Source organism: Pseudomonas sp. UBA5706, assembly GCF_002419965.1.
Taxonomy (GTDB): Bacteria; Pseudomonadota; Gammaproteobacteria; order Pseudomonadales; family Pseudomonadaceae; genus Aquipseudomonas.
On record NZ_DIHC01000011.1, the window covers coordinates 32,999 to 58,916 of the forward strand.

Consider the following 25,918-nt stretch of genomic DNA (forward strand, 5'->3'; position numbering starts at 1 on the left):
ACCTCCGGGGATTCTTCGGCTCAGACTACTTCGATACCGATAAAATCGCGCATCATGGCCGCAGTCAGCTCAAGGGAGATCCTCATGCGCTTCATATTATTCACTCGTCTTGCCGCCGTTTCCTGGCTGCTGATATGGACCGGGGCGGCGCTGGCCAGCGAAGAAGCGCAGTTGATCCAGTCCATCAACAGCTACCGCAGCCAGGCGCAACCCTGCGCCAACGTGGTGTCGCAGGAACTCCCTCCGCTGAACGCCGACACGCGCCTGAACCTGCCGGCCAGCGGCGCGGTCGATCTGCAACCGATGCTGTCGCGCGCCGCCTATCCGATGGTCTCGGTGCAGGCCATCAGCCTGTCGGGGCCGCGGGATGCGCCATCGGCGATGAAGGCGATCCAGGAGAGCTTCTGCCAGGTGGTGCTCAATCCGCAGTTCGTCGACGTGGGCGTGAGCCGCAACGATCGCGACTGGCGCATCGTTCTGGCGCGGCCTTTGCTGACCGGGGGCTTGGGCAATTCCGACGCCGAGGGCCAGAAAATACTCGGGCTGGTCAACGCTGCTCGCGGTGTGCCTCAGCAATGCGGTGGCCAGGCATTCGACGCCGCTTCGCCGCTGACCTGGAACGCCAATCTGGCGAGCGCAGCCGAGGGCCATTCACGCTCGATGGCTAATGCCAACTATTTCGATCACAAGGGACGCAACGGCGGTACCCCTGGTGACCGCGCGGAAATGGCCGGCTACATCGGCAAGGCCATCGGCGAGAACATCGCGGCCGGGCAAGACAGCACGCGCAAGGTGGTCGAAGGCTGGCTGGCCAGTCCCGGGCACTGCGCCAATATCATGAACCCGGCGTTCCATGAATTGGGCGCAGCTTACGCCGTGGACCCGAAAAGCGATGCAGGCATCTACTGGACAGCGATGTTCGGCGTGCAGCAGTAGATCGATTCACGGCACTCCACCGCGATGTGGCAGTCAGTGTCAGGACACCCTATCGGCCTTGGAGATAACATGATCACCGTCCACCACCTTAATAACTCACGTTCGCAACGCATCCTCTGGCTTCTTGAAGAACTCGGCGCCCCCTATGAGATCAAGCGTTATCAACGCGACCCCAAAACCAATCTGGCGCCACCCGAGCTGAAAGCCATTCATCCGCTGGGCAAGTCGCCGGTCATCGAAGACGGTCCTCATGTGCTGATCGAGTCCGGGGCCATCGTAGACTACCTGATTCGCCGCCACGGCGACGGGCGTCTGCAGCCGGATCCGGCTACCGCCACCTATGACGAATACGTGCAATGGCTGCACTTTGCCGAAGGCTCGGCCATGCTGCCGTTGATGCTCAATCTTTATGTCGGGCGGCTGGGTGATGCAGGGGCTCCGCTGCACCCACGCATCGAGTCAGAGCTGGCCAACTATCTGGGCTACCTGAACACCGCGCTGGGCCTGACGCCTTATCTGCTGGGCGATGAGCTCAGCGGCGCGGACATCCAGATGAGCTTCATTGGCGAGTTAGCCAGGACGCAGGGCAAGTTGCAGCCGTACCCGAACGTGGCCGCGTGGGTCGAGAGACTTCAGGCGCGCCCGGCTTATCAAAAGGCGGTGGAAAAAGGCGGAGAGTACGCCTTCGCGAAATGAATGGCGCCTTGCCTTAAGTGATAGGCAACGCCAGACTTAAGCCTTGTAAGATCAACCTGTTCAACGCAGGCCAGCTTGTCTAAAGGGAAACCGAGCGGTTTCCCTTTGTTTTGATCCCCGGCCCGTAACGTGACCACAACATGCTCTCTTGCGCCCTGTCTACGCTGATCTCTGTCGCCCTCTGCCTTGGTGGGCTGGAAGGGGTGTTTTACCTGGTCGCTCGGTCCCGCAACCAACGGGAGCGGGACCTGGAAAGCAGTCTGGCGCAACAGTATTTTGCGACGCCGCAAGGCCCGGTAAGTGGCAGCCAGATGCGCGTGGTGAAACGCAGCTGCCAGCTCAGTGGAGCCGGCAATACGCCGGTGGAGTTGTTCTGGTACTGCGTGGGCCCTGGCCCCTGCTATTTTCTCGCCATGGCGCGAGTGAAAAAAACAGGTTGGCGCGGCACCGAGGTGGCGTGGACCTTATACCCACTTGGCGTGCAACGCATGCGCGGCGCACTTGCCGGTGATCGCAAGGCAACTGCCTTGGCCTTTGATTAATCAGACGCAAACAGCAAGACCGTCGCTTCAAACGCTCCGGCGTTCAACCCCGTTCCTCACGCGCACAATATCGGCCAGCGCCGCCAGTGCAATCTCCGCAGGTGTCTTGCTGCCCAGTGCCAGGCCGATGGGTGTATGAATTGGTGCGAGGGTCGCGGTGTCCATGCCGGCAATGCGCTGCAACCGTTCCGTGCGTTTTTCGCTGGTTTTCCGCGAGCCCATCACCCCGATGTAAAAAGCCTGGCTGCGTACCGCTTCCATCATGGTCAGGTCGTCCAGACGAGGGTCATGGGTCAGCGCCACGACCGCGGTGCCGGAATGACAGCCGCCTTCGGCGATGAAACGCGCCGGCAGGATCGGCTCCAGGCGCACATTGCCCAATTGCGCAGCCGGCGGAAACTCTTCCCGTGGCTCAGATGATCACCTCGAAATCCAGCGCCACCGCGAACTGCGCGCAGAACAGCGCCACGCTGGAAACTCCGGCGATGATCAAGCGCTGCGCCGCGCCGAAGCGCACCCGCAAACGCTCGCCACAGCGCTCGACCCGAGGCCCGTCCCGGGTATCGTCGAGCAGTTGCGGATGGGCGAACGGCAATTGCCACTGGCGCACCAGCCGCTCTCGGCCCAGCAGCGCCGACTCCAACCGACCCAGGTGCTCAAGGGTGCGGGCATCGGCTGGAAGGCGCTCGACCAACACCTCCAGCGCTGCGCCACAGGGCAGGCGCACTTGCGGCGCGTCACTGCCATCGCCGTAGCGCACCAAGGCATTGGGCTCGGCGAAGCCTCCCGCCACGACCCGCTGGAGAAAATCGTCTTCGATGCAGCCGCCGGACAGCGACCCGCAGCTAGCACCGTCGCCTCTGGCGACCAGTAGCGCTCCAGGCGGGCACGGCGATGAGCCAAAACTGGCGATGACGGTGCATAGCCAGACCGGCAGGCCCACGGCATGCCAGGCGATAGCCAGTTGAATCACTTGAAGATCGAGCGGCTGCAAGACGTTTCACTCCTTTCATGAAGTGCCTTCTACATGGAAAGGCAAAAACGGTGCCAGCGGATAACGCGGCGCTGTCGCGAGCGGTGGGTGGATGTCGCTGGCAGATACGCCTGACGTCGCCCATTAGCATGATAGTTCGTTGACAAGCGTCGACGGCTCATCAAGTCTTGCCCCATCGCAACTGGCAGAGCACACGATGGCGAGCAAAGAAGAGATCGCGGCGTTTATCGCCCAGGAATTTCCGCAAACCCGGATCGTGGTCGAGCAGGTCGGCGATCAGCGGGCGACCCTTTCACAAGTGGTCGATCACTCGGACTTGCGCCCCGGCGGCACGGTGTCGGGACCGACGCTGATGGCCGTGGCCGATGTGGCGTTGTACGTCGCAGTACTGGGCGTCATCGGTATCGTGCCGCTGACGGTCACCACCAGCCTGACCATCAACTTCCTGCGCAAACCCGAAGCCGGACGGCGGATCATCGCCGAGTGTCAGTTGATGAAAGTCGGCAAGACCCTTGCCATTGGCGAGGTGTCGCTTTACTCCGAGGGCCTGCCCGACGCAGTGGCCCATGTGGTCGGGACTTACGCCATTGCGCCGCAGCATTTGCGTTGAGCAGGGCCACGTCGGACGAGGCGCTCCTAACTTAAATATGCTGTAACACTCCAATCCGCACAGATCCCCGGAAGGCGCGTGGCGTTCATCTACCCTGAACCTCGCTCCCCACCACTTCGATGGAACGCTCATGAAACCTTATCTTTTGCTCGGCCTTCTCGGCACGCTCTCCCTTGATGCTGTCTGGGCAACCGTGCAGGCCGCCTCGCTTGAGGTCCCGATCAACCTGGTCAGCGCCGAGGGCGAGCCGCAGCCCATTGGCCAGATCACTCTCAGTGAAACCGCTTACGGACTGCTTTTCACCCCTAAACTCACCTCGCTGCCCGCTGGCGTGCATGGCTTCCACGTGCACGAGAACGGTAGCTGCGACGCTGGCACCAAGGACGGCAACAAAGGCGCGGCGCTGGCTGCGGGTGGACACTTCGACCCAGACAGGACCGGCAGGCACCTGGGCCCCTACGCCGACGGCCACCTGGGCGATCTGCCGGCGATCTACGTGACCGAAAATGGCGAGGCCAGCTACCCCGTGCTAGCCCCGCGCCTGAAGGAGATTTCCCGAATCAAAGGCCACGCGCTGATGATTCACGCAGGCGGCGATAACTACGCCGACATGCCGATGCCCTTGGGCGGTGGCGGCGATCGCGTGGCGTGCGGCGTAATCTGAACGGCGCTGCTCGACGCCTGAGCGGTGATGCCTTTGTGGGTATCACCGGTTTTTTATGCGCACCGCTAAACGCCAGGTTCATCGGCTGGTTGGTCTCCACGCGGTGGTCGTCCTTGTCGTGTGATTCGCAATAGATGTAACCGCCGCTGCTGGGGTGAAACCGCGCAGCCTGCGGGCTGTTCGGCCAGCACCTGCAGATATGCGTCTTCTACCGACCCTCGACGAAAACCATCGACCATCACGCGCTTGGCAATGGTCACCAGAAAATGCCGCGATTCGAGCAACTCACTGGCCATCGGCGCCTTCGATCCGCCAGTAACACCCGCATGAAGGTGTCCCGGGCAAGATCCGCCGCTTGATGGGAACAACCCAGGCGGCCGTGCAGCCAGTTCACCAACCAGCCGTGATGAGCACCATAGAGCACGGCGAGGCCTTCTTAAGACCGAGAAGAAGCATTGCAGGAAGGCATGGTGAAGGCATGGTCAAATGATAATGAGTCGCAATATTTCTCAATCGGACGCATTGGGCAATGTACCGTGCCAAGGCGTTTATCACCTTGGCATTCTTGCCCGGTGCATTCGGCGTAAAACGACGGGGGTCTGCACGCCAAGCCAGTCAGGCCGGCTACCGCATCATCAACCCCACAGCGTGCGGCCGAAGAACGTCAAAGTGCGGTCCCACGCTAGTTGCGCCCAGACCGGGTCGTACTGCGTGCCAGCGATGCGCCCGTAACCGACTGCGGTCTCGTTGGTGAACGCGTGGTGCGCCAGATAGCGGTGGAACTCGATGTCCACCCCGCCTTCGCTGAGTTTTTCTTCTAGCTTGTCGACGTTGTCGATCGGGAAGAACTCATCCTGGGTGCCCCAGTGCGCCTGAACCGGCACCTTGATGGCCTTGGGGTCCAGGTATTCCAGCGGTGGCATGCCGTAGAACACCACCCCTGCCGACAATTCCGGGATGAAGTTCAGCGCCAGCAGCGTCAGCGCTCCGCCCATGCAGAAGCCCGTGACGCCAACACGTTGCGTGCGCCCCTTGAGGTACTGAACGGCACCGCGAATGTCCTGCGTGGCAGCGTCGGCGAAGTCGAGCTTGTCCATCAGGTGATGGGCCTCTTCTTCCTCGACCGTCATCTCGCCGCGATACAGGTCAGGCACCAGCGCCAGATAGCCCGCTGCGGCCAGCCGGTCCGCCACGCCGCGAATCTGATCGTTAAGGCCCCACCATTCCTGGATGACCACGATCCCCGGCGCGCCTTCTGCGTTCGCCGGGCTGGCCAGGTACCCGCTGACCTGCTTGCCGTCCGGACGATTGTAAGTGATGGTCTGGCCTGCGGCAGGATGTGATTTCGATTGCGTCATGTCGGTCTCCCAAGCAATTGAAGAATGCGTTTCGTGCTGGCCTGCGCGGTGCAGATCCAGTCTGGACTGACTGTTCTACGACACTTGGACGGTGCTGAAAAGAGCCAATATCCATCAGCGTTCGGCAAGCGCGGCACAGCGCAAGGCCGGTTCAGCCGTCTTGCAACTCTAAATTGACCGACGTAGCGCAAGGATCGCTGCGAGAAGCCTCCCATTTGGCGCAGTGCTCGGCTTCGCCCATCTCGCGCAGTTGTCTGTGCAGGGTTGACACTGGCGGCGCGTACAGGAAGCCAAACGACACGCTGTGGTGTCGGCCCTTGATGGCGTGGTGCATCAGGTGAGCCTGGTGAAGGCGTCGCAGATAGGGATGGCGTGGCGTGGGGCTGACAGGCCAGTGGCGGTGGACGATTCCGTCATGAACCAGAACGTAGATCAGGCTGAACGCCGCGACACCGGCGCCGACCCACTGCAGCGGATCGTGGCCGTTGTTGCCCAGGACGATCAGGCCGACCGCGACCAGGCCCAGCACCAACAGGTAGATGTCGTTGGTTTCAAAGGCGCCGAGGTGCTCCTGGTGATGGGAGCGATGCAGGCACCAGCCCCAACCGTGCATGACGTACTTGTGTGCAAGAAAACCCACACCCTCCATGGCGATCAAGGTGCAAAGGAAAATCGCGAAGTTGTAAATCAGGCGTCGAAAACATCGTGTCCAAAGGGCGCGGGCGTCGGGTATCGAACGCAGCATACCGGGACGCAGCAGAAAATCCAAAAGCCACTGGTCCAGCGTGTCTGCGTAACAGCAGGACTTGCCGGCCGCGGTGTCTTTGAAGTGACAGCCGCCCAAAGATTTCACTCACAACGTTTGCTTTCCTGACCGACCGATGTAAAAAATGGCCGCCATGGGTGAACAACTCCATCGTTCACTGTACTGATGCCGACCATCGACACGGTCTGCCCGGCATCGCTTTCAAGGAATCCAGAATGGCTCCAAGACATGTAATCAACGCTTCGGTCAGTCCAAAAGGTAGCCTGGAGACGCTCTCGCAACGTGAAGTCCAACAGCTCAGTGCCGCAGGCTCGGGCAGTATTTACACCCTGTTTCGCCAGTGCGCCCTGGCCATCCTCAACACCGGCGCCCACGTCGACAATGCTAAGACCATTCTCGAGGCCTATCAGGACTTCGAAGTGCGCATTCACCAACAAGACCGCGGTGTACGCCTGGAGCTGCTGAACGCCCCGGCCGATGCGTTCGTCGACGGCGAAATGATTGCCAGCACCCGTGAAATGCTGTTCAGCGCCCTGCGCGACATCGTCTACACCGAAAGCGAACTGGACAGCCAGCGCATCGATCTCAGTTCGTCCCAAGGCATCACCGACTACGTCTTCCACCTGCTGCGCAACGCCCGCACCCTGCGCCCCGGCGTAGAACCGAAGATGGTGGTGTGCTGGGGTGGCCATTCGATCAACACCGAAGAATACAAGTACACCAAGAAAGTCGGCCACGAACTGGGCCTGCGCAAGCTGGACATCTGCACCGGCTGCGGCCCCGGTGTCATGAAGGGTCCGATGAAAGGCGCCACCATCGCCCATGCCAAGCAGCGCATCACGGGCGGGCGTTACCTGGGCCTGACCGAGCCTGGCATCATTGCCGCCGAAGCGCCGAACCCGATCGTCAACGAGTTGGTGATCCTGCCGGACATCGAGAAGCGTCTCGAAGCCTTCGTCCGTGTCGGCCACGGCATTATCATTTTTCCGGGTGGCGCCGGCACGGCCGAGGAGTTCCTGTACCTGCTGGGTATTTTGATGCACCCGGACAACCAGGGCCTGCCGTTCCCGGTCATCCTGACCGGTCCGAAGAGCACCGCGCCGTATCTTGAGCAACTGCACGCCTTCGTCAGCGCAACCCTGGGCGAAGAAGCGCACAAGCACTACACGATCATCATTGACGACCCGGCTGAAGTGGCGCGTCAGATGACCGAAGGCCTGGCCGGCGTACGCCAGTTCCGCCGTGAACGCGCTGATGCCTTCCACTTCAACTGGCTGCTGAAGATCGAAGAAAGCTTCCAGCGTCCGTTCGACCCGACCCACGCCAACATGGCCAGCCTGCAACTGCGCCGTGACCTGCCGCCTCACGAACTGGCCGCGAACCTGCGCCGCGCGTTCTCCGGCATCGTCGCCGGCAACGTCAAGGACAAGGGCATCCGCCTGATCGAAGAGCACGGCCCGTACCAGATTCATGGCGACGCCGAAGTGATGAAGCCGCTGGACCGCCTGCTGCAGGCCTTCGTCGAGCAGCACCGGATGAAATTGCCCGGTGGCGCGGCCTACGTGCCGTGTTATCGGGTGGTTGCCTGACCTGCCAACGGACCTTCCGGCGCACGGAGTCGCTGCAGCAGAACGCTTTTTCGTCTGCAGCGACTGCAAGGACACAACCGGCACGTCCGGCTGGTACCGACTACGTGTCCAGACATGACCCCGCCTGTACTATTGACTACCGACGCCCCCCCGGAACCTCCGATGATTCACATACGCCCCATGACCACCGACGACTTCGAAGGTTTCTGGCCCACCTTCCAGGCCGTGATCCAGGCGCAGGAAACCTACGCGTTCGATCCCGGCCTGAGCTACGAGCAAGCCCTGCACCTGTGGCTGGAATACCCGCTGCACACCCTGATCGCCGAAGAAGACGGCATGCTGCTCGGCAGTTACTACCTCAAAGCCAACGCCGCAGGCCCCGGCAGCCATGTCAGCAACTGCGGCTACATGGTCACCCCCCAGGCCAGGGGTCGCGGGGTCGCGCGGATGATGTGCGAGCACTCCCAGCAACTGGCAGTAACCAGCGGGTTTTCGGCGATGCAGTTCAACTCCGTGGTGTCGACCAATGAAGTCGCCGTGGCGCTGTGGAACAAGCTGGGCTTTGAAACCGTCGGCCGTCTGCCACGGGCCTACCGCCACGCTCGTCACGGCCTGGTCGATTGCCTGGTGATGTACAAATGGCTTGCCGACATGCCCGCCTCGCGCAAAGCCAGTAGCCCTTTGCTGATTGGCCGCAAGAACATCGAGTCGGTCATCTCCCGGCCCCGTCGTCCTCGTCCGGACTGACCGCGCCAGCGTTGCGACAAGGGAACCACCCGGGCCGTTGATGCCACTCAGGGAGCACATCCCTGCATGGACGATTTACCGTGGATCAGATTCGCAGCCACTCCTCCGCCCGCACCACGCACGTCACTGCGCCCGATACGGCTGCGACCGACGGCCCGGCACAACGTCGAGGGATATTGCGCCGAACCGCGCCAGCCTCCGAGTCCACCCAGCGCTTCGGCATGGGCAAAGTGAGCATGCTCGCCCGGCAAGTAAAGACCGCCCTCACCCCGCGGGCTTTACGCAGGGAGCGACCTGAGCCGCCGGACATTCCCTTGCGTCCACTCGCTGCAGCCCATGCTCTGTCGATGCGCGTGTCAAACGGCAAGGTCGCCCTGGGCGATGATGCCCGCCAATTGTCCCAAACCGAAAAATTGCTGGAATCGGTGCTGAACGCAGGCGGGACACGCTATCAGGACCTCCCGCTCAAACCGCGCCCGGACAGTGAAGGCTTTCTGCTGCGTGATTCACAAGAGCGCAAGGTGCATGCCCACGCCAGTGACCTTGCAGTGTCTGTTTTCAAAAGCACCGAAAACCGCGCCGACCTGGACCTCTCACCGCCTGACGATGCATTACGCACGCAGCTCACGGACGTACACAAGAACCGGGACGGCAACGCGTTTCGTCTCCATGAGAAAAAACTGTATGCCTTTGACGGTGATCGGTGGTCGCCCCACGCCTTCACCGGTGACCTCAAGAGCCTGCACAATCTGGGTGGCGATTTGTATGCCATCGACACTGAGGGCAAGGTCCGGGCCCTGAGCGAACCGGACACGCCATTGCCTATCAGACACAAAGTGCAGTCGTTAGCGATTTCCAACGACAGCCTGGTGGCATTGACCGAGGGCGAGGACAAGGCGCTCTATCTGGAACGCCCTGAAACGCCCAACCATCCGGGGCTGGGGTATCACGGCCTTCACCGGTTGCAGGGAGAAAATGGGCTGTTGAACGTCGATAGCCCCGACAAGCCCGTTTCAATCACGCTCAACAACGACCGGCTGCTGATGACAACCGCAGCAGGCAAACTGCATGAAATCGACCTGTCGGAGGAACAGTTTGCCGACCTGTCCGAAGGCGACGGTCCTTACACCCTCGATCCGCTGAGGCTGGGGACGGCGCTTACCTCGGACGTCCTCAAGACCGCACTGGGCCCACATACCTATGACAACTTGTTCACCGACAACGCCGACCGCTTGTCCGCAAAGGTCAAGGACAAGCACGGCAATGAACACAGCGCGACCTGGGACACAGAACACAACCGTTTCAAACCGGGCTGGAACTTAAGCCAGGCGTTGGTGCTCGACCGGCAAAAAGGCCTGCCTCCCTTGATGCCCGACGACGACCAGCAAATCCAGTTGCCGCGCGGGCGAATCGCACGGCATGGCGATGACGTGCTGACCCAGGACCCGCGCACCGGCGAGTGGAAGAAATCCAGTGAAAAGGAGATCAAGGCGCTGATCGCCGCCCGGGACGGCTTTGCATATCTGATCGACAAGGACGGCAAGCTCAAGCAACTGAAAGTCGCTCCACAAGCGACTGCTCACGACCTGGGCAAAGGCGTTGACCTCGCACTTCCGGGTCGTGGCACCGAAGCCAAGGGCACGATCCTGCGCGGCGCCGAACACCTGAGCGTGGACAACGTCGCGGTGCAGAACGACCAACGCTACATGACCCTCAGCGGCGGTGAGTTGCGCCTGCACGATCAATTCGGTGAGCGGGCAAAACTGCCGGCGCTTCCCGGTGATGGCGACATCACTGGCATCGCCAGCCACGGCAAGTCCTGGTTCGCCCTGAAGAATGGCGTTCTTCATCAGATGCAAGGCGCCGACGCCGACCCCAAGAGCGCGTCCATTCGCCGGCAATGGCAGACTGCGGACCTGCCGGACGGGGCCACCGCCACCGGTCTGCACACCGACAATCAGGGACGTCTGGTGCTTAAGGCGTCCATTGCCGCTGCAACCGCCGATGATGCAGACGCCCGTCTCGATCAGGACTTCGTCCGCGACAACGACGGCAACTGGGCAACCGCGACACCGACCGCCGCCGCGCCTGCCACAGTGCCGCACCAACACTTCCAGGACCTCGCCAACGGTGAGCCCGGCTTTACCCGCCGCGGCAATATCAAAACCAGTTTCAACGTGTTTGGACGCAATAACGTGGAAACCGCCAGGGTCAAGAATTACGCGCCGAATTCACTGACCCAGAACTATGTCACCTCGCACCTGGCGTCCACAGGGGCATTTAAGGTTCCGGCAGACAGCGTGCAACATGCCTGGCAAGGTCGGGAGGGGCTCAAACCGGTCTACCGCCAGGAAGTGCAGACGCTGCAACGCTTGAGTGACGATGCGGCCGAACGGCCAGCCGCGATTCCGGCGGCCATGGAAACCCGCCTGCAGGCACTGAAACAACGGCCAGGCGCGGACGTCAACGAGCTGACCGACTTGTTCCAGTGGTTTCATCAAACCGTTGCCGCTGACATGCAAAGGACCCTGCGCGAGCTGGCGGAAAGTCAGGGCGCATTACTCAAGAATGGCCAGGTCAACCTGGCCTATAAACCCGGCAAGCCGCCCAAAACCGACCTGCTGGCAGAGGTGGCGCAAGTGCTGAGAAACACCGGCGCCAGGGACGATGCTCCCTTGGGGGCGATGATCAAGTCGCTCCAGGATGCCGGCTTCACCCTCGCCCACCGAAACCCTCTGACGGCGCTGGACGATTCGCGCAAACGCGGCGACACCCAATCGCTGCTGAGCGCGCGATTGGCCGCCAGTGCCCACGTAATGAAACAGCTCAGCGCGCAGCTCGATACGTTAATGGCCGATACCAACCGCTCGCGCGATCAGCTCACTCCGCTGGCTGCCAACCTGGCGCAGTTGCACAACGAGGGCTATGCGCAGGACCCGATCAAACGCTACACCGACGCAGGCTTTCGCAGCTACGCGGCGCTGGAGGCCAGCTATGACGGCCTCAAGAGCCTGCTCAAATATGTGCGCAAGGAGAACCATCCGCTCAAGCGCAACGCGCTGGAGAGCCTGAGGTCCACCAACGATACGGAGCTCAAGCAGAACCTGACCAAAGCCCTGCGCGACCTCGAACCGCGGGAGAGCCTGAAGATCAATCGCAACTATGGCGGCGGCATCACAGGCGGGATCACCGGCCCCGTGGGCGATACGTTTCTGGGTTTTCGCGGGGCGATCGACCCCGATCGTACTTATGGCATGAGCTTCACCCGTTTCGATCGGGGCCTGAAAGTGTCGATCAACCGCGAGGGCACCGTCAGCAGCACCGCAAGCCTGGGCTTTGGTGGCGGCTTGAGCGATACCAAAACCACGCCAGGCGACAGCCACCAGAATCATCAGACCAACGGCGCCTGGTTCGGCGGCAGCCTGGATGCCAAACACAAATACAGTGACAACACGGCGTTAAGCTTTTTCGTGCGCGATGACGAGTTGGAAGGCTTCATGGAGAATCTGCTCCTGACCCCGCTCAACCGCAGCAAAAGCCCCGATCAAAATCACCTCAAACCCATGGACCTTATGAACCGCGGGGTCGAGCAGGAAGTGCGCACCAGCGGCAAGCACAACTTCGATCTGGAGTTCAACGCCAACATCGAGGCGCGGGTCAACGACGGGCAAACCGACGCTGAACCGGTGGCCGGGTTCATGCGTTTCGGGGTCGGCCTGCTGGCCAACCTCGCGTTGCTCAACGCCGAGCGCGAACGCACGCAGGGCCACGGTAACGACGGCCTGAAGACCGACATCTACAGCCACAACCGCCCACGCTTTCTGGAGAAAGGTTCGGTGGGCAGCTTCGCGCGGATGTTCAGCACGATCTTTACCTCGCGTCCGCAGCATCTGTTCCTGGCCGGCGGTGCGCCAATCGGCGTCATGGCCAGCCTGGCGTTCGACAGCAAGACCGGCAAAAGCTACGACGTGCGCTTCAAGGACGCCCTGCCGGTCCAGGCAAGCGACATGAAAAGTCTGGAGAGCAGCCTCAAATCGGCTTTTCCCGAACTTGAACAGGACCCTGTCGACGACAAGACCATCAGCGAGCGCCTTACCGCGTTGAATGCCCGCTACGCCAGCAAGCCTCCTGAAAACGACGCCCAGCACGCGGCATTGACCTCCCTCTGGCAAACACAGCGCCAGCAGCGGGCGGCTGCACAGGGCTCGAGTCTGATGACACTCATGGACATGACGGTCAAGCACAACAACGTCAACCGCATTGATCAGGCCGCCGCCACCAAACGGGGCATCGATGTGGTCAAGGAAATGCTCGGCAAGGACGTTCATCCGGGCAATGCCGAACGCATCCACAAACTGATGAGTGAGGATCCGCAGCTCAAGGCACTGCTCGACGAGCTGAAAAGCTCCAAGGGCACCACCCGCGCGGAAATCAGACTGGAGGTCAATGACAAGGTCAAGAAAGACATCGAAGACGGTGCGCTCGACGGCACCCTGACCGACGCCGGGTTGAAAGCCCAGCTTTCCAAAGGCACTAACCTGCGGATCAAAGCTATCGCCGTGTTTCGCACCGCAGCCAAGGAAGACTCGCTGGGAGTGCCGTTGCCCTACGTCAGTTTCAAAAGTGGCAGCAGCCTGAGCATCGAGCGGCTGCGCGGTGAGGTGACCTTCGACTATGGGCTGGACCAAATCACGCCGAAGAAATTCACCCTCGACGGCGACCTGGCCGATGAGACAGGACAACAGGCAGCGCGGCAGGCGGCCAGGGATCTGGGCAGCGACGAGAGCGGGGTATTCCGCACGCGCTAGGCCGTACTCGGCATTCAACTCATTCGGATCATTCATTCAAAGGACAGGCTCATGACGAACGCTGACACATTGATCGCCGCGTTGGGCACGCAACTGAACACCCCGCTGACCCTGGAAAATGGCGTCTGTGCCCTCTTCGACCAGGACCGCGAAGTCGCCATTATCGAAGTATCGCCTGCGGGCGATGTCGCCGTCGTGCACTGCAAGCTGCTTGTGCGCCCGGACCCCGGCATGTATGAGCGCCTGCTGCGCCTGAACTTCGATACCGGCGTCATGCACGGCTGCTGGTTGGCACTGGACGAACGTTCCGAGGTGCGGCTATGCGCCGAAACGTCGCTGCAGCAGATGGGCCAAACGCAATTCGTGCACTGGGTTCAGGGGTTCGTGCGGCAAACCCGCGAGATGCCAGGCCTGCTGCGCACGGGCCACGCAGGTATGCCCAAACCCACGGCGCCACGACCGAGCCTGGGCGCCTTAAGCCGTAGCCTCTAGCCTGGAATGGCTTCGACGGTGCCGATCAGGCGCCGTCCAGCCCATGACGTTTTTCGCCCTGAACGCGGCGCTTTCAGGGCTTGCCGGAATGCCAACTCTCTACGATTCTGTATGGACGGCCCGATTGACAAGGCCGGGCTGATAAGTACGCGCCGCAGAGGCCAATATGACTACAGTAGCCGAACTGTTGAAGTTGAAAGACGAGCAACATCGTACGCCGCACACCATCGGGCCGCAGCAGATGGTCATCGAAGCGATCACCCTGATGGCAGAGAAGAACATCGGTGCCGTGCCGGTCGTACAGGATGGCAAGGTGGTCGGCATCGTCAGCGAGCGGGACTATGTGCGCAAAATGGAACTCAAAGGACGAGCGTCGGTAGGCACGCCGGTCAGCGAGATCATGACCCACGAGGTCAGGACCGTCGATTCCAACCACACTGTGGATCAATGCATGAACATCATGACCGATCGCCGCCTGCGCCATTTACCGGTAGTGGACGACGGCCAGTTGGTGGGATTGCTGTCGATCGGCGATCTGGTCAAGGAAGCGATTGCCGAACAGGCGCGGCTGATCGCACAGATGGAAAAATACATTCGCGGCGAGAGTTATTAGGCTCAAGGCCGGTGCCCTGAAAGCACCGGCCTTTGTTTGTTCCGCATTCGCTGCGGGCTTCAGTGCACCTTGAACCGATCAATCATCGCGACCAATCGCTGGTTGGACAGCACCAACGCCTCGACACTGCTGTCGGTCTGCTGACCGCAGCCGACCAGTTCGGCAACCATGTGCCGGATCGCAATCATGTTCTGATTGATCTCCTCGGTCACCGCGCTCTGCTGCTCGGCCGCGGTTGCGATATGCGCGCTCAGGTCATGAATGCGTGCCACCGAACCGGCCATGCCATCGAGTCCTTCGTTGACCTGGGAGGTGCGATCGGCAGTGGACTGGCAGCTGACCTTGGTTTTTTCCATGGCGCCGACCGCCGTGCTTACCCCCTCCTCCAGACGCGCGAGCATATCGTTGATTTCCGAGGTGCTTTGCTGGGTTCGACCGGCCAGCGCCCGTACCTCGTCGGCCACCACGGCAAAGCCACGGCCTTGCTCGCCGGCGCGCGCGGCCTCGATCGCAGCGTTGAGTGCCAAAAGGTTGGTTTGCTGGGCGATACCGCCAATGACGCTTAGTACATCGGTGATGCGCCTGGCGTCGACCTGCATTTCCTGCACGTGTTGCGTTGCGTCTTCAACTTCGGCCACCAGCGCCAGCACACTGACCGATGCCTGCTCCACCACGTCACGGGAACATTGCGCGGCATCATTTGCCGATTGCGTGAAGTTAGCGGTCTGCGTGGCATTCTCGGCGACGCTGTCGGCCGTGGCGCTCATTTCGTTGATTGCGGTGACGGCCTGATCGGTTTCCGAGGCATGGCGATCGAGGATCTGGTTGATATGGCGCGACTGTTCCTGCAACTGCGCAAGGCCGCCGCAAATCTGCTCGGTTCCGCTGCGAACCTCAACGATCATGGCCTGCTGGAAGGCGATGAACTTGTTCACCGATTCGCCCACGGCATCCAGCTCGTCTCGCCCTTTGATCGGGATGCGCCGCGTCAGATCGGCTTCACCCGAAGACAGGGCATCGATGTTGGCACGCAGCAGGGTCAAGCGGCGCATCAGGCGGTTGAAGGCATACCCGAGCAGGAGCAACAGCAGGATGACCGTGGGAATCTGCAGCCAGCCCAGGGTTTTCAGCACATCCGTGCTGCTGGCCGTGAGCATTGCCGTGGGAAGCGACGTCGCCACCCACCAGGGAGTGCCCGCCACCGGCCGCAGGAAGAAGGTCAGATTGCCCAACTGCGGATCCTTATACTCGCGCGAATACGTGGCATCCCCGGAGACCTGAGCCAGGCCGTCCTCAACGGCCTTGGCGAACATTGATTGGCCGCTGAATGCAGAGATGTTCTTGAGGATGATGTCGCCGTCGATGTGGGCTTGGTTGGTCAGCACCTTGCCGTCGTGTTCGACGATCATGACCTGGCCCTGTATCTCTTTTTCCTTCTCCTGAATCAGGCCGTTGAAAAAGCCCAGGGTGACGTCGATGGTGGAGACGCCATATAACGCTCCGTCCTTGTAGATGCCCATGGCGCAGTTGGTGCGCGGTTGCGGGCTGGCTTCATCCTGATAAGCCTGGGCCCAGGCGCATCGGCCTTTTGGCGCATTCTGCCCGGCGCGATGCCAAGGCTGGTCCCAATAATCGGGCGCGGCGTCAGAGTTCCAATAGGTGCTCACCACCAACTGGCCGCTGCCATCGCGGTGGAAAAAAGAGCTGTGCTTGTTGCGGCCCTGGCTGCGTTTTTCCGGCAGTGGCCAGACGCCGCCGCCAAACACCCTGGCGTCGCCGTATTGGTCAATAAGCCCTGGAAGTGCCTTATCGATCCCGTCGCTGTCGAGCAATGGTACCGTTTGCGTGATGGCGCGGGATTGAGCTTCGACCCGGGCCAGGTCCAGCAGAATGCGGCTACTGATCTGGTCCACGTGACTCAGCACTACTTGCTCCTGAGAAGCGCGAACCTTGGGTGTAACCAGATACTCGATGCCCTGCTCGGTAATGATTGCAATCGCAATAATGAGCCCGAAGGAAATTGCGGTGTAACGCGCCTGGATTGTTCTGAACATTGTTGACTCCCATGGCGAGGAATTATTGTTGTTTTTTGCAAATTGCCAGAAGAGTTATCGGCTCAATACCGGGAATCATGAGCGGCGCAGATGAAAAAATTAGCTTTTCGGAGCGATTACTGCACCGGCAGGAAATTCAAAAACAGCAGGCTCTGCGCATAATTGAGCCCAATGCGCCGGTAGCGCTCATCGAGCATCTGCGTGAGCAGGTCCAGGCGCGCGACGATCTTGCCGAATTCGGTGGCAAAGCTCAGGTTGCTGCCTTCCTCCGAAATCTCATTGGAAAACAACATCAACTCGCCGTTGGCGTTCTGCCGCTGGCCTAGCAGCCAGGTGGCCTTTTCGATATTGCGCGCGGCGTTGCTGACGAATTTCGGGTTGATCTGGTCGGTCATGAAGAATTCCAGCCGACCGCCGTGGGCGGTGACCAGCATGCTGCCAATGGCGTAAATGAACGCGCCGACCCGATCCCCCAAAAACGCCGGACTCAGCGAATAGCTCAGCGCCGCCAGATCCCGTCGATTGCCAAGTTGCGCCAGCGCAGTGCGCTGCTCGATGGCGTTGCGCACGTTGCGCTCGGCAGACTTCGCATCGATGAAACCAGACTTGCGCCACTCGGCCGGGTTGCGCAGGTACAGCTTGTCCATCAGCAGGTACAAACTCTCCAGGTTGTCGTGCATCGCCAGCGTAGCCATGCGATCGACGCTGGTCTGGAAGAACTCCTGGGGGCGGGTTTCGCTGAACTGAGTGGCCACATCCTGTCCGTCCTGGCGGGTACAGCCTGCCGCACAGAGCGCAGCCACGCAGGCCAAAAACCAAGACCGCATGCGACCTCGCATCGAGAAAAAGGTGGACACTGCAACCATCTATCAGAAGCTTCAACGATCTGGACCCCGCGCGAATCGCGGCGTCCCGGCCATGCATAGAGCGATAAAATGCGTAAAAGTGCGACGACCGGTTGAAATAGGTGGCCCGCGATGCCGCGAAGCGAGCGGTTTTTTTCAGCACAGCGGAGCGTCCACCTCTGGCCCGGCCGCGCTCGCGGGTGCACAAACCGGTCACGGATTTGACGCCGCCCTCGCCTTTCACCAAGCTAGCCGCCTTCACTTGCTTTCAGGAACACCTCGCGTGATGACCCCAAGCCTGCACTGGCGCCGCTTTCTGTTTTGCCTCGCTCCGTTGATTGCCCTGCTCACCGCCTGCGACGGCGGTGCCCCGAAGACCAAACCCTCCGAAGCCACCACTTATGTGAACGTCGAGTGGGATGCACTGCCTGCGGTTAACGATGCCGACCTGATGGCCGGCTACGACAGTTGGTTCTCGGCGTGCAAGCGGCTGGCCAAAGACCCGGTGTGGGGCTCCACCTGCACCGCAGCGGCGCAAGTGCCCCACGATCCCGCCGCTGTTCGCGATTTCCTTAAAAATCAGTTGCAAGTCTACAGCCTGCGCTCCTCCGAACATGGCGCCAACGGGCTGATCACTGGCTATTACGAACCGGTCTATAAAGGCAGCGAGGCACACAACGATCAGCACCCGGTGGCCATCTACGGCGTGCCCGACGATCTGATCATCGTCAACCTGGACAGCATTTACCCGGAACTCAAAGGCAAGCGCCTGCGCGGCCGGCTCGACGGTCGCGTGCTGCGCCCTTACGACGACGCCGCCACCATCAATGCAAAAGGTGTCAACGCCCCGGTACTGGCCTGGTTGGAAAACCCCATCGATCTGCAATTTCTGCAGATTCAGGGCTCCGGTCGCGTTCAGCTTGAAAGCGGTCGCCAGTTGCGCATCGCTTATGCCGACCAGAACGGCCACCCCTACAAGCCAGTGGGCCGCTGGCTGGTCGAGCAGGGCCAACTGACCAAGGACGAAGTGTCCATGGGCCGCATTCGCGACTGGGCCATCGCTCACCCCGAGCGGGTCAACGCGTTGCTGGGCAGCAACCCCAGTTACGTGTTCTTCACCCTGCGACCGGACAGCGACGAAGGCCCGCGAGGCTCGCTGAATGTGCCATTGACCGCAGGCTATAGCGTGGCCATCGATCGCAAGGTGATCCCGCTGGGCAGCCTGCTGTGGCTGTCCTCGACGCGGCCAGATGGGTCACCGCTGGTGCGTCCTGTGGCCGCCCAGGACACCGGTGGCGCTATCGCGGGCGAGGTGCGCGCCGACATGTTCTGGGGCACCGGCGACGGCGCAGGCGAACTGGCGGGCAATATGAAACAACAGGGGCAAATCTGGATGCTGTGGCCCAAGGGCGCAGCGCTTCCCGACGCAAAACCCAAGCAGTGACGCAACGGACCGGGACGCCGGTTTCAGCTTGAACTGAAACCGGTTTCAGGTATAACGGAACGCTTGTCCCCACACGCGTCGCGCTCACTCCCAAATGAATACCTCCTCCGATACCCGCCACGACTTCCACATGGGCTGGCTGATCTTTGCCCTGGCCATGGGTGCCTTTGCCATCGGCACGACCGAATTCGCCTCAATGACGCTGCTGCCGTTCATCGCCAACGACTTCCACAGCACTCAACCCCTGGCAGGACACGCCATCAGCGCCTACGCACTGGGGGTGGTGGTGGGCTCGCCGGTGATCATGGTATTGGGCGTGAAGCTGCCGCGTCGGGCCCTGCTGGTCGGGCTTGCGGCGTTTATCGGCATCGCCAATGCCCTGAGCGCCGTCGCCCCCTCGCTGCCGTGGCTGGTGTTTTTTCGCTTTCTAAGCGGCTTTCCCCACGGTGCGTATTTCGGGGTGGCCATGCTGCTGGCTGCCTCACTGGTGCCGAAGAACCAACGGGCACGGGCGGTATCGCGGGTGTTCCTGGGGCTGACCATCGCCACCATCGTCGGCGTACCGTTCGCCACCTGGATCGGTCAGACGGTCGGTTGGCGCTGGGGGTTGGCGGTTGTCGCGCTGTTGGCCGCTATCACGGCGCTGCTGATCCGCGTGCTGGCGCCGGTCTCCCCCGCTCAAGCCGACGCCAGTCCGTTGCGTGAGTTGGGCGCACTGCGCTCGCGCCAGGTCTGGCTGACACTGGGCATTGCCGGGATCGGCTTTGGCGGGGTGTTCTGTGTTTACACGTATCTGGCGGCGACGCTGATCGAGGTCACCCACACCTCGGATTTCATGATCCCGGTGGTCATGGCGGTATTTGGCCTGGGCACCACGGTGGGCAATCTGGTCTGCGGATGGGCAGCGGATCGGGCAACCCTGCGCTCGGCGGGGATTTCGCTGGGTTTCACCGCGCTGGTGCTGACCCTGTATCCATCGGCAACCGGCAATCTGTGGTTGCTGATTCCATTGGTGTTCTTTGTCGGCTGTGGTGTCGGGCTGGCAGCGATCCTGCAGACCCGCTTGATGGACGTTGCGCCCCACGCGCAATCGCTGGCCGGCGCGCTGGTGCAGAGCGCATTCAATCTGGCGAACGCCATCGGACCCTGGGTCGGCGGCATTGTGATTTCCGCAGGCTTCGGCCTGCCCGCCACGGGATACGCAGCCGCAGCGCTGACCCTCGGCGGGCTGGGAATGTGGTACTGGGCGTTAACGGATGCTCGTCGGGCAGAGCGGGGTTTCGATCAGCGGGCGGCCGGGGAGGCCTGATCCAGGATCTCCAGCGCTCGCCCATGCGTCACCGTGTCACCCTCGCCAGGAGGCAAAAAACCTTGTCCGCCGTGTGCGGGCAGGCATAATCAGCCCTCTATAGGCACCCGAGAGTAATAAGGATTTGAAACGCGCGACGTCTTCCTCAGTTCCTGTAGCGGCCAGCAGCTGCGCCAACGGCTCGGTGCGCCGCGCGTCCAGGCGCCTGGGACAGATTTACGACGAAGCCTTCGCTGAATGTGGCTTGAAAGCCACGCAATACTCCCTGCTTTCGCAGATTGCGCGTAGCGGCGAACCGAAGATGCGCGAGCTGGCTCAGGCACTGGTGATGGACTTATCGGCCTTGGGCCATACGCTCAAACCCTTGATACGCGATGGCCTGGTGGAATTGCGAATCGACGATGCCGACCGCCGCAGCCGCAGGGTTTCCCTCACCCGGGCAGGCCAACTTAAACACGCACAGGCGCGGGTGATCTCCAAACGTGTCTCGCACGTGTTCGAAAAGACCTTTGGCGCCGATGAAACGGTAAAGCTGCGTCAGGCGCTCGACTTCATCGCTTCGGAAAGCTTCGCACGCGCACTGCTCGACGAGTTAAAGTCCAAACAAGCCTGACATTGCGGCGTCGGCCTATTTGTCTTCGGATTCGTCATCCGGCCTTGGGAACAGGGTGTCGATCCGATGGCGGCTAGTGGTGCGCACGGGCGCCATCGCGGCGGACTCGGCAAGCTTGGTGGCCATTTCCCAATGCCGGGCTTCCTGCCCTTCTGGCCTGCCTTCGGTTTCCCAGATCAACTGCGCCAACTGACGAACAGCCTCTTCGTCCACACCCATGCAAGGCCCCCTTAGATATTTCTGTAATTCGTCGCCCGGCGTCAAATAGACACCGAGGCCACCTGCTGTCACAACGCTTGGCGAACCGTAAAGCAGCCAGTACCTGGGATAAAACACCTGCGCTCCTTCGCACCGTTTGTAGGCGTTAGACAGCGAAAACCGCCCTCCCGGTCCCCTGCGCATCGTTGCGATACCGCGACCACGCACCACGATACTCTCCTCAGGACTGCCGGCGGTTGAGCCATACGCTGACGATCAAACCCACGCCCGCCGCCGCGCCCACCGCGAGCCACGGGTGGCTCTTGACGTAAGCCTTGGCATCGCCGATTGCCCGACCCAACGGCGGCTGTTCGACGCTCGCATCCACCACAGCCTCTGCGCTGCGCAATACGGCGCCTTTCAAGAATGCCGTCAAACGTTCGCGCGCCTGACTGGTGCGGTCTTGATGCAATTCATCACCGGCAGCCAGCAAGGCATTGGTTTCATCGATGAACGTGTTGAGTTGCTGGCGAGTCTTGCGGTAGAGATCGTTGGTCAGCGTTTCAGTGATGTTATCGATTGTCTTGCTCATGGGCTTACCAAAATTCGGGGATATTGAATGAGGTTGACCAAATCAGTCTTCAATTCGTTCAAGAATTTGCAACGACGCTACGCGCAAGCTTTGTAGTCCGTTGGCCAGCGCTGGCCGTCATAAATCGCCAAACACCGGTCGCAAAAAAACCCGACACTGTGGCCGGGTTTGAAATCTCTCGAAGCTATCGGACGTCGCGGCAGCCTGCGCAGCCCCAATCCGTATCGCCTCAGCGTTTGCGTGAAGGAACCGGGTCGTTGCAGGTGAGGGCGGGTTTGACAGGATCGACGGCCGGATCCGAAACATCCGGCGACTCGGTGTCGAAACCCAATTCCTCATCAATGGGTTTGCCCCCGGTATCCTTGCGCACCGAGTCGTTTGCAACACCGGTCTCATTGTCCGCTTGGCCACTTACGCCTTTCTGCGAAATATTACCTGGTGCGTCGGGATTCATTTCCATCTCGATTCTCCGTCAACATTGCGCGGGTTATCCACACACATGCAATTGGGATGTCGAGAACAGCGGCAAGTGCCCCAAGATAGACGAATGGTGATTCAGCTGGCGATCAACGTGCACGCAACCAAGGACATGCCGAGCCCCATCAATACGGGCTGATCATAAAAGAGGGCAAAGGCCAGGACAGGTGCGCCCATTAAAAACATAGGGTCGCGAAGAAACATGAACGTTTTCAAGGCAGCCGCTCCTCAACATAAGGCGCACAGCTTATCACTCATACCGCTCAGGCTCGCATGCGCGCCAAACAGCGACGTCACACAATGCTTAACCGCCTTACGGGCGGTTTTTCGTCCGCCTTTAGAAACAGGTAATCGCGCCAGGCCCGGAACGCTCGCTGCTGACGCGCACACGCGTCTTGCCAACGTTGCCCGCCCACCTGCCCAACGTGCAGAGCCATCATCTCCTCAGTCGCTCGATCAAGCTCATTGATCAGATCAAGTGCATTGGGTGGGTCGTAGTTTGTACTTCGCATAGGACTCCAAGTTTTCAGCCAGCGTGCAATTGACTGGCTAACTTGTTGAACGTGCAGGAATTCTGACGAACGGCGCGTTTATCTGCAAGTGCTGCAAAGACGGGCAGTCTTGGCGTAATAGATGCGGTGGCAATTGCAGGTGGCGGTAGGCGACGTACTGCCCCAAAGGCCAGTCAGTCGCTCGCTATGAGGTGGAGCATCCGAAGACGCTAAGGCCCTGCGCCAAAGCGATACATTCAGGCAGGCTCTGACGGCCCTTGATGTTTATCCGCGGCATTCATGCAACGGTGGTCAGCCTGCCCTTTCAATACCGTGGCTTAAGCGCGCTCCAGTCCGGCTTGTACTTGCGCATCTGCTTCACGTCATCCCGGGAACGGATACCGCAGCTTAGGAACTGATCGTTAAGCTTGCCGAGCTGGTCATAGTCCAGTTCCAGACCGAGCCCAGGATCGCGAGTGATTTTCACGCAACCGTCAATGATAGGCACTTTGCCGCCCTTGATGACCTCTTCATCAGGTTCCTGCCACGGGTAGTGGGTGTCGCAGGCGAAATCCAGATTCGGCACTGCGGCGGCCACGTGAGCCATCGCCATCAAGCTGATGCCCAGATGCGAATTGGAGTGCATTGATACACCCAGGCCAAAGGTTTCACACATTTTCGCCAGCGCCTGGGTGTCACGCAGGCCGCCCCAATAATGATGATCGGCAAGCACGATTTGCACGCTGTTCAGTGCCACGCTGCGTCGGAACTCGTCGAAATCGGTGACCACCATGTTAGTCGCCAGTGGCAGTCCGGTGCGTGTGTGCAGCTCGGACATACCTTGAAGTCCGGGCGTTGGGTCTTCGTAATACTGCAGGTCGTCACCCAGCAATTCGGCCATGCGAATCGCGGTCTCCAGCGACCAGTTGCCGTTAGGGTCGATACGCAGCGGATAACCGGGAAAGGCCTTTTTCAGCGCTTTGATGCACGACACTTCGTGCTGTGGATCCAGTGCGCCGGCCTTGAGCTTGATGCTTTTGAAGCCATAGGCCTCGATCATGCGCCGGGCCTGGGCAACGATCTGCTGCTCGCTCAATGCCTCGCCCCAGCTGTCCGGCGCGTAAGGCGAATCGGCGTGCTGGGCGTATTTGAAGAACAGATAGGCGCTAAACGGCACCTGATCGCGAACCGCGCCGCCGAGCAGGTCCACCAGCGGCAGGTTCATCGAGCGCGCCTGCAAATCGAGAAACGCCACTTCAAACGCCGAATAGGCATTGCTCACCGCCTTGCTGGCGTGCGAGCCAGGCGCCAGTTCGGCACCGGCGATGCTGGCCGGCTTATGTGCCGCGACCGTGGCTTTCACTACCTGGCGCAAATGGTTGAGATTGAAAGGGTCCAGCCCGATCAACTGGCTTTGCACCTGTTGCTGGATGGCCAGCGCCGGGGCATCGCCGTAGCTCTCGCCCAGGCCGATATAACCGTTGTCGCTTTCAATCTCGATAATCGAACGCAGGGCAAAGGGCTCATGAATGCCGCTGGCATTGAGCAAGGGCGGATCACGAAAGGCGATGGGGGTGACGGTGACACGCGTGATTTTCAAACGACTTCTCCCGGTCAGTCAGGGTTTGGGGCTGGCAGTGGAATTCAAAGCGGTGGCGATACGCAGCGAGACCGGCTTTTCAACGGGCGGACGGCGGCTATCGCTTCCGGTGGTGTTGCGCGACTCACCCTTGGGCGTAGTGCGTGCGAAGAAGATCACCACGGCGGCCACCAACGAAGTGATGGCCAGGCCATACAGGCCACCCTGTATCGAGCCTGTGGTCTGTTCGAGAAAGCCGAACGCGGTTGGAGCGACGAAGCCGCCCAGGTTGCCGACCGAGTTGATCAGCGCGATGACGGCCGCGGCAATCCGCGCATCCAGATAGCCTTGCGGAATCGGCCAGAACAGCGCCGACGCCGCCTTGAAACCGATGGCAGCAAAGCAGATGGCGACGAAGGCAAATACCGGCCCGCCGGTGGTCGACATGAACATGCCACAGGCAGCGATGACCAGCGTGACAGCTACCCATGCCTGCTGATGTTTGAAGCGTGCGGCCAAGGCTGCGAAGCCATACATGGCAACGATGGAAATGATCCAGGGAATCGAGTTGAACAAGCCGACTTCGAAGTCGCTCATGCTGCCCATCTTCTTGATCATGCTCGGCAGCCAGAACGTTGCGCCGTAGATGGTCAGCGCCACCGAGAAGTAGATGAAGCAGAACAGCAGGATCTGTCGGTCAGCCAGCAATTTGAACATCGAGGGTCTGGCCACCTGCGCCGCTTCGCGGGCGCGCTGCTCTTGTGCGATGGCGCCGATCAATGCGCCCTTCTCTTCCTCGCTCAGCCACTTGGCCTGGTGAGGATGGGATTGCAGCCAAAACCACACGAACCCGCACAGGAGGATGGAAGCAAAGCCTTCGATCAGAAACATCCACTGCCAGCCATGCAGGCTCAGGGCGTCAATGCCCAATAGCGCGCCCGAAACAGGGCCGGAGATCACCGACGCAACCGCCGAGCCGCTAAGGAAGATGGCCATGGCCTTGCCGCGCTCGGTCGAAGGCAGCCACTGAGTAAAGTAATAAATGATGCCCGGGAAAAATCCGGCTTCCGCGGCGCCCAAAATGAAGCGCAACACGTAGAAGCTGGTCTCCCCACGGACGAACGCCATGGCCATCGCCGCCGCGCCCCAGGTCAGCATGATCCGCGTCAACCAGGCACGAGCGCCGAAGCGTTGCAAGAGCATGTTGGAGGGGACTTCGAACAGCGCGTAGCCGACAAAAAACAGTCCGGCACCCAGCCCGTAGGCGGCAGCACCGATGCCAAGATCGGTTTCCATGTGGCTGCGGACGAAGCCAATGTTCACTCGATCGATGTAGTTGACGATGAACATGATGACAAACAGCGGCAGCACGTGACGTTTCACTTTGGTCGCGGCGCGTGCAAGCGCAGTGTCCGGCGCATCTGCAGGGGAATTGCGAGGGGGGACGTGGTTCAAGAGTGGCTCCCGATCATTGTTTTTTTGGGATGCACCGATGATGGAC

At 60.8% G+C, this 25,918-nt stretch carries 23 protein-coding genes and 3 pseudogenes; 13 read left to right on the forward strand and 13 right to left on the reverse strand.

Annotated elements, in window-relative coordinates; genetic code table 11:
- The first annotated feature begins 84 nt into the window (after positions 1-84).
- The 3 genes from B3I26_RS05800 to B3I26_RS05810 all read left to right on the forward strand — a co-directional run bounded on the left by B3I26_RS05800 (position 85) and on the right by B3I26_RS05810 (position 2,174).
- Positions 85-936, forward strand: coding sequence for a CAP domain-containing protein (locus tag B3I26_RS05800; RefSeq protein WP_296256043.1), 852 nt, complete (start codon positions 85-87; stop codon positions 934-936).
- Between the two features lie 69 nt (positions 937-1,005).
- The gene (locus B3I26_RS05805) at positions 1,006-1,632 is read left to right on the forward strand and encodes a glutathione S-transferase family protein (RefSeq protein WP_296256045.1); all 627 of its coding nucleotides are present in this window, start codon (positions 1,006-1,008) and stop codon (positions 1,630-1,632) included.
- Positions 1,633-1,772: 140 nt separating this feature from the next.
- Positions 1,773-2,174 (forward strand): hypothetical protein, encoded by a 402-nt coding sequence (locus tag B3I26_RS05810; RefSeq protein WP_296256047.1) that lies wholly within the window; start codon positions 1,773-1,775, stop codon positions 2,172-2,174.
- Between the two features lie 27 nt (positions 2,175-2,201).
- On the opposite strand, the pseudogene B3I26_RS05815 reads toward B3I26_RS05810, so the two are convergent.
- Positions 2,202-3,168 (reverse strand): annotated as a pseudogene (locus B3I26_RS05815) (XdhC family protein).
- Between the two features lie 196 nt (positions 3,169-3,364).
- On the opposite strand from B3I26_RS05815, the gene B3I26_RS05820 reads away from it, so the two are divergent.
- Positions 3,365-3,778, forward strand: coding sequence for a PaaI family thioesterase (locus tag B3I26_RS05820; RefSeq protein WP_296256048.1), 414 nt, complete (start codon positions 3,365-3,367; stop codon positions 3,776-3,778).
- 130 nt (positions 3,779-3,908) lie between these two features.
- Positions 3,909-4,442 (forward strand): superoxide dismutase [Cu-Zn] SodC, encoded by a 534-nt coding sequence (gene sodC / locus B3I26_RS05825; RefSeq protein ID WP_296256050.1) that lies wholly within the window; start codon positions 3,909-3,911, stop codon positions 4,440-4,442.
- Positions 4,443-4,698: 256 nt separating this feature from the next.
- Here sodC and B3I26_RS05830 read toward each other — a convergent pair whose 3' ends face one another.
- From B3I26_RS05830 to B3I26_RS05840, 3 genes are all read right to left on the reverse strand, one after another.
- Positions 4,699-4,866 carry a sigma factor gene (locus B3I26_RS05830; protein WP_349681485.1) on the reverse strand — a complete coding sequence of 56 codons (168 nt, stop codon included), beginning with the start codon at positions 4,864-4,866 and terminating at the stop codon, positions 4,699-4,701.
- 211 nt (positions 4,867-5,077) lie between these two features.
- Positions 5,078-5,800: a dienelactone hydrolase family protein gene (locus B3I26_RS05835; RefSeq protein ID WP_296256053.1), complete on the reverse strand. Its 723-nt coding sequence runs from the start codon at positions 5,798-5,800 to the stop codon at positions 5,078-5,080.
- Positions 5,801-5,951: 151 nt separating this feature from the next.
- Complete coding sequence (locus tag B3I26_RS05840) at positions 5,952-6,491, reverse strand: sterol desaturase family protein (protein WP_296256461.1); 540 nt, start codon at positions 6,489-6,491, stop codon at positions 5,952-5,954.
- Between the two features lie 290 nt (positions 6,492-6,781).
- Between B3I26_RS05840 and ppnN the strand changes: the two genes are divergently transcribed.
- From ppnN to B3I26_RS05865, 5 genes are all read left to right on the forward strand, one after another.
- A complete protein-coding gene (ppnN, locus tag B3I26_RS05845) occupies positions 6,782-8,155 on the forward strand; it encodes a nucleotide 5'-monophosphate nucleosidase PpnN (RefSeq protein WP_296256054.1) in 1,374 nt (457 codons plus the stop codon).
- 162 nt (positions 8,156-8,317) lie between these two features.
- Positions 8,318-8,902, forward strand: a complete 585-nt coding sequence (locus B3I26_RS05850; RefSeq protein WP_296256056.1) for a GNAT family N-acetyltransferase — start codon at positions 8,318-8,320, stop codon at positions 8,900-8,902.
- 80 nt (positions 8,903-8,982) lie between these two features.
- The gene (locus B3I26_RS05855; RefSeq protein WP_296256058.1) at positions 8,983-13,710 is read left to right on the forward strand and encodes an AvrE-family type 3 secretion system effector; all 4,728 of its coding nucleotides are present in this window, start codon (positions 8,983-8,985) and stop codon (positions 13,708-13,710) included.
- A 51-nt stretch (positions 13,711-13,761) separates the two neighbouring features.
- Positions 13,762-14,202 carry a type III secretion system chaperone gene (locus tag B3I26_RS05860; protein ID WP_296256059.1) on the forward strand — a complete coding sequence of 147 codons (441 nt, stop codon included), beginning with the start codon at positions 13,762-13,764 and terminating at the stop codon, positions 14,200-14,202.
- 166 nt (positions 14,203-14,368) lie between these two features.
- Positions 14,369-14,815, forward strand: a complete 447-nt coding sequence (locus tag B3I26_RS05865) for a CBS domain-containing protein (RefSeq protein WP_296256061.1) — start codon at positions 14,369-14,371, stop codon at positions 14,813-14,815.
- A gap of 59 nt (positions 14,816-14,874) precedes the next feature.
- On the opposite strand, the gene B3I26_RS28835 is transcribed toward B3I26_RS05865, so the two are convergent.
- The 3 genes and pseudogenes from B3I26_RS28835 to B3I26_RS05875 form a co-directional block, all read right to left on the reverse strand.
- Entirely contained in the window at positions 14,875-15,720 is an 846-nt protein-coding gene (locus B3I26_RS28835; protein WP_414707592.1) for a methyl-accepting chemotaxis protein, read from the reverse strand.
- A 27-nt stretch (positions 15,721-15,747) separates the two neighbouring features.
- A pseudogene (locus B3I26_RS28840) lies at positions 15,748-16,869 on the reverse strand (cache domain-containing protein); the annotation flags it as partial.
- A 116-nt stretch (positions 16,870-16,985) separates the two neighbouring features.
- Positions 16,986-17,696, reverse strand: a complete 711-nt coding sequence (locus B3I26_RS05875; RefSeq protein WP_296256064.1) for a hypothetical protein — start codon at positions 17,694-17,696, stop codon at positions 16,986-16,988.
- A 304-nt stretch (positions 17,697-18,000) separates the two neighbouring features.
- Here B3I26_RS05875 and B3I26_RS05880 point away from each other — a divergent pair, with 304 nt between their 5' ends.
- From B3I26_RS05880 to B3I26_RS05890, 3 genes are all read left to right on the forward strand, one after another.
- Entirely contained in the window at positions 18,001-19,158 is a 1,158-nt protein-coding gene (locus B3I26_RS05880; RefSeq protein ID WP_296256463.1) for a murein transglycosylase A, read from the forward strand.
- 94 nt (positions 19,159-19,252) lie between these two features.
- Positions 19,253-20,467: an MFS transporter gene (locus B3I26_RS05885; RefSeq protein WP_296256066.1), complete on the forward strand. Its 1,215-nt coding sequence runs from the start codon at positions 19,253-19,255 to the stop codon at positions 20,465-20,467.
- Between the two features lie 124 nt (positions 20,468-20,591).
- Entirely contained in the window at positions 20,592-21,080 is a 489-nt protein-coding gene (locus B3I26_RS05890) for a MarR family winged helix-turn-helix transcriptional regulator (protein ID WP_296256068.1), read from the forward strand.
- Between the two features lie 87 nt (positions 21,081-21,167).
- On the opposite strand, the pseudogene B3I26_RS05895 reads toward B3I26_RS05890, so the two are convergent.
- From B3I26_RS05895 to B3I26_RS05920, 6 genes and pseudogenes are all read right to left on the reverse strand, one after another.
- A pseudogene (locus B3I26_RS05895) lies at positions 21,168-21,299 on the reverse strand (DUF2934 domain-containing protein); the annotation flags it as partial.
- Positions 21,300-21,519: 220 nt separating this feature from the next.
- Entirely contained in the window at positions 21,520-21,870 is a 351-nt protein-coding gene (locus B3I26_RS05900) for a DUF883 family protein (protein WP_296256070.1), read from the reverse strand.
- Positions 21,871-22,099: 229 nt separating this feature from the next.
- Positions 22,100-22,330: a DUF6021 family protein gene (locus B3I26_RS05905; protein WP_296256071.1), complete on the reverse strand. Its 231-nt coding sequence runs from the start codon at positions 22,328-22,330 to the stop codon at positions 22,100-22,102.
- A gap of 95 nt (positions 22,331-22,425) precedes the next feature.
- Positions 22,426-22,563: a hypothetical protein gene (locus tag B3I26_RS05910; RefSeq protein WP_296256073.1), complete on the reverse strand. Its 138-nt coding sequence runs from the start codon at positions 22,561-22,563 to the stop codon at positions 22,426-22,428.
- 600 nt (positions 22,564-23,163) lie between these two features.
- Positions 23,164-24,438 carry a glucarate dehydratase family protein gene (locus tag B3I26_RS05915; RefSeq protein WP_296256074.1) on the reverse strand — a complete coding sequence of 425 codons (1,275 nt, stop codon included), beginning with the start codon at positions 24,436-24,438 and terminating at the stop codon, positions 23,164-23,166.
- Between the two features lie 18 nt (positions 24,439-24,456).
- Positions 24,457-25,767 (reverse strand): MFS transporter, encoded by a 1,311-nt coding sequence (locus B3I26_RS05920; RefSeq protein WP_296256465.1) that lies wholly within the window; start codon positions 25,765-25,767, stop codon positions 24,457-24,459.
- Between the last annotated feature and the right edge of the window lie 151 nt (positions 25,768-25,918).

Excerpts from the sequence above, each read along its gene's own strand:
- ppnN (WP_296256054.1), top strand. The coding sequence starts at position 6,782 with ATGGCTCCAAGACATGTAATCAACGCTTCGGTCAGTCCAAAAGGTAGC.
- B3I26_RS05920 (WP_296256465.1), bottom strand. The coding sequence starts at position 25,767 with ATGTTCATCGTCAACTACATCGATCGAGTGAACATTGGCTTCGTCCGC.
- sodC (WP_296256050.1), top strand. The coding sequence starts at position 3,909 with ATGAAACCTTATCTTTTGCTCGGCCTTCTCGGCACGCTCTCCCTTGAT.
- B3I26_RS05860 (WP_296256059.1), top strand. The coding sequence starts at position 13,762 with ATGACGAACGCTGACACATTGATCGCCGCGTTGGGCACGCAACTGAAC.
- B3I26_RS05865 (WP_296256061.1), top strand. The coding sequence starts at position 14,369 with ATGACTACAGTAGCCGAACTGTTGAAGTTGAAAGACGAGCAACATCGT.
- B3I26_RS05820 (WP_296256048.1), top strand. The coding sequence starts at position 3,365 with ATGGCGAGCAAAGAAGAGATCGCGGCGTTTATCGCCCAGGAATTTCCG.
- B3I26_RS05905 (WP_296256071.1), bottom strand. The coding sequence starts at position 22,330 with ATGGAAATGAATCCCGACGCACCAGGTAATATTTCGCAGAAAGGCGTA.
- B3I26_RS05875 (WP_296256064.1), bottom strand. The coding sequence starts at position 17,696 with ATGCGGTCTTGGTTTTTGGCCTGCGTGGCTGCGCTCTGTGCGGCAGGC.
- B3I26_RS05835 (WP_296256053.1), bottom strand. The coding sequence starts at position 5,800 with ATGACGCAATCGAAATCACATCCTGCCGCAGGCCAGACCATCACTTAC.
- B3I26_RS28835 (WP_414707592.1), bottom strand. The coding sequence starts at position 15,720 with ATGATCGTTGAGGTTCGCAGCGGAACCGAGCAGATTTGCGGCGGCCTT.
- B3I26_RS05805 (WP_296256045.1), top strand. The coding sequence starts at position 1,006 with ATGATCACCGTCCACCACCTTAATAACTCACGTTCGCAACGCATCCTC.
- B3I26_RS05800 (WP_296256043.1), top strand. The coding sequence starts at position 85 with ATGCGCTTCATATTATTCACTCGTCTTGCCGCCGTTTCCTGGCTGCTG.
- B3I26_RS05880 (WP_296256463.1), top strand. The coding sequence starts at position 18,001 with ATGACCCCAAGCCTGCACTGGCGCCGCTTTCTGTTTTGCCTCGCTCCG.
- B3I26_RS05885 (WP_296256066.1), top strand. The coding sequence starts at position 19,253 with ATGAATACCTCCTCCGATACCCGCCACGACTTCCACATGGGCTGGCTG.
- B3I26_RS05900 (WP_296256070.1), bottom strand. The coding sequence starts at position 21,870 with ATGAGCAAGACAATCGATAACATCACTGAAACGCTGACCAACGATCTC.
- B3I26_RS05850 (WP_296256056.1), top strand. The coding sequence starts at position 8,318 with ATGATTCACATACGCCCCATGACCACCGACGACTTCGAAGGTTTCTGG.
- B3I26_RS05810 (WP_296256047.1), top strand. The coding sequence starts at position 1,773 with ATGCTCTCTTGCGCCCTGTCTACGCTGATCTCTGTCGCCCTCTGCCTT.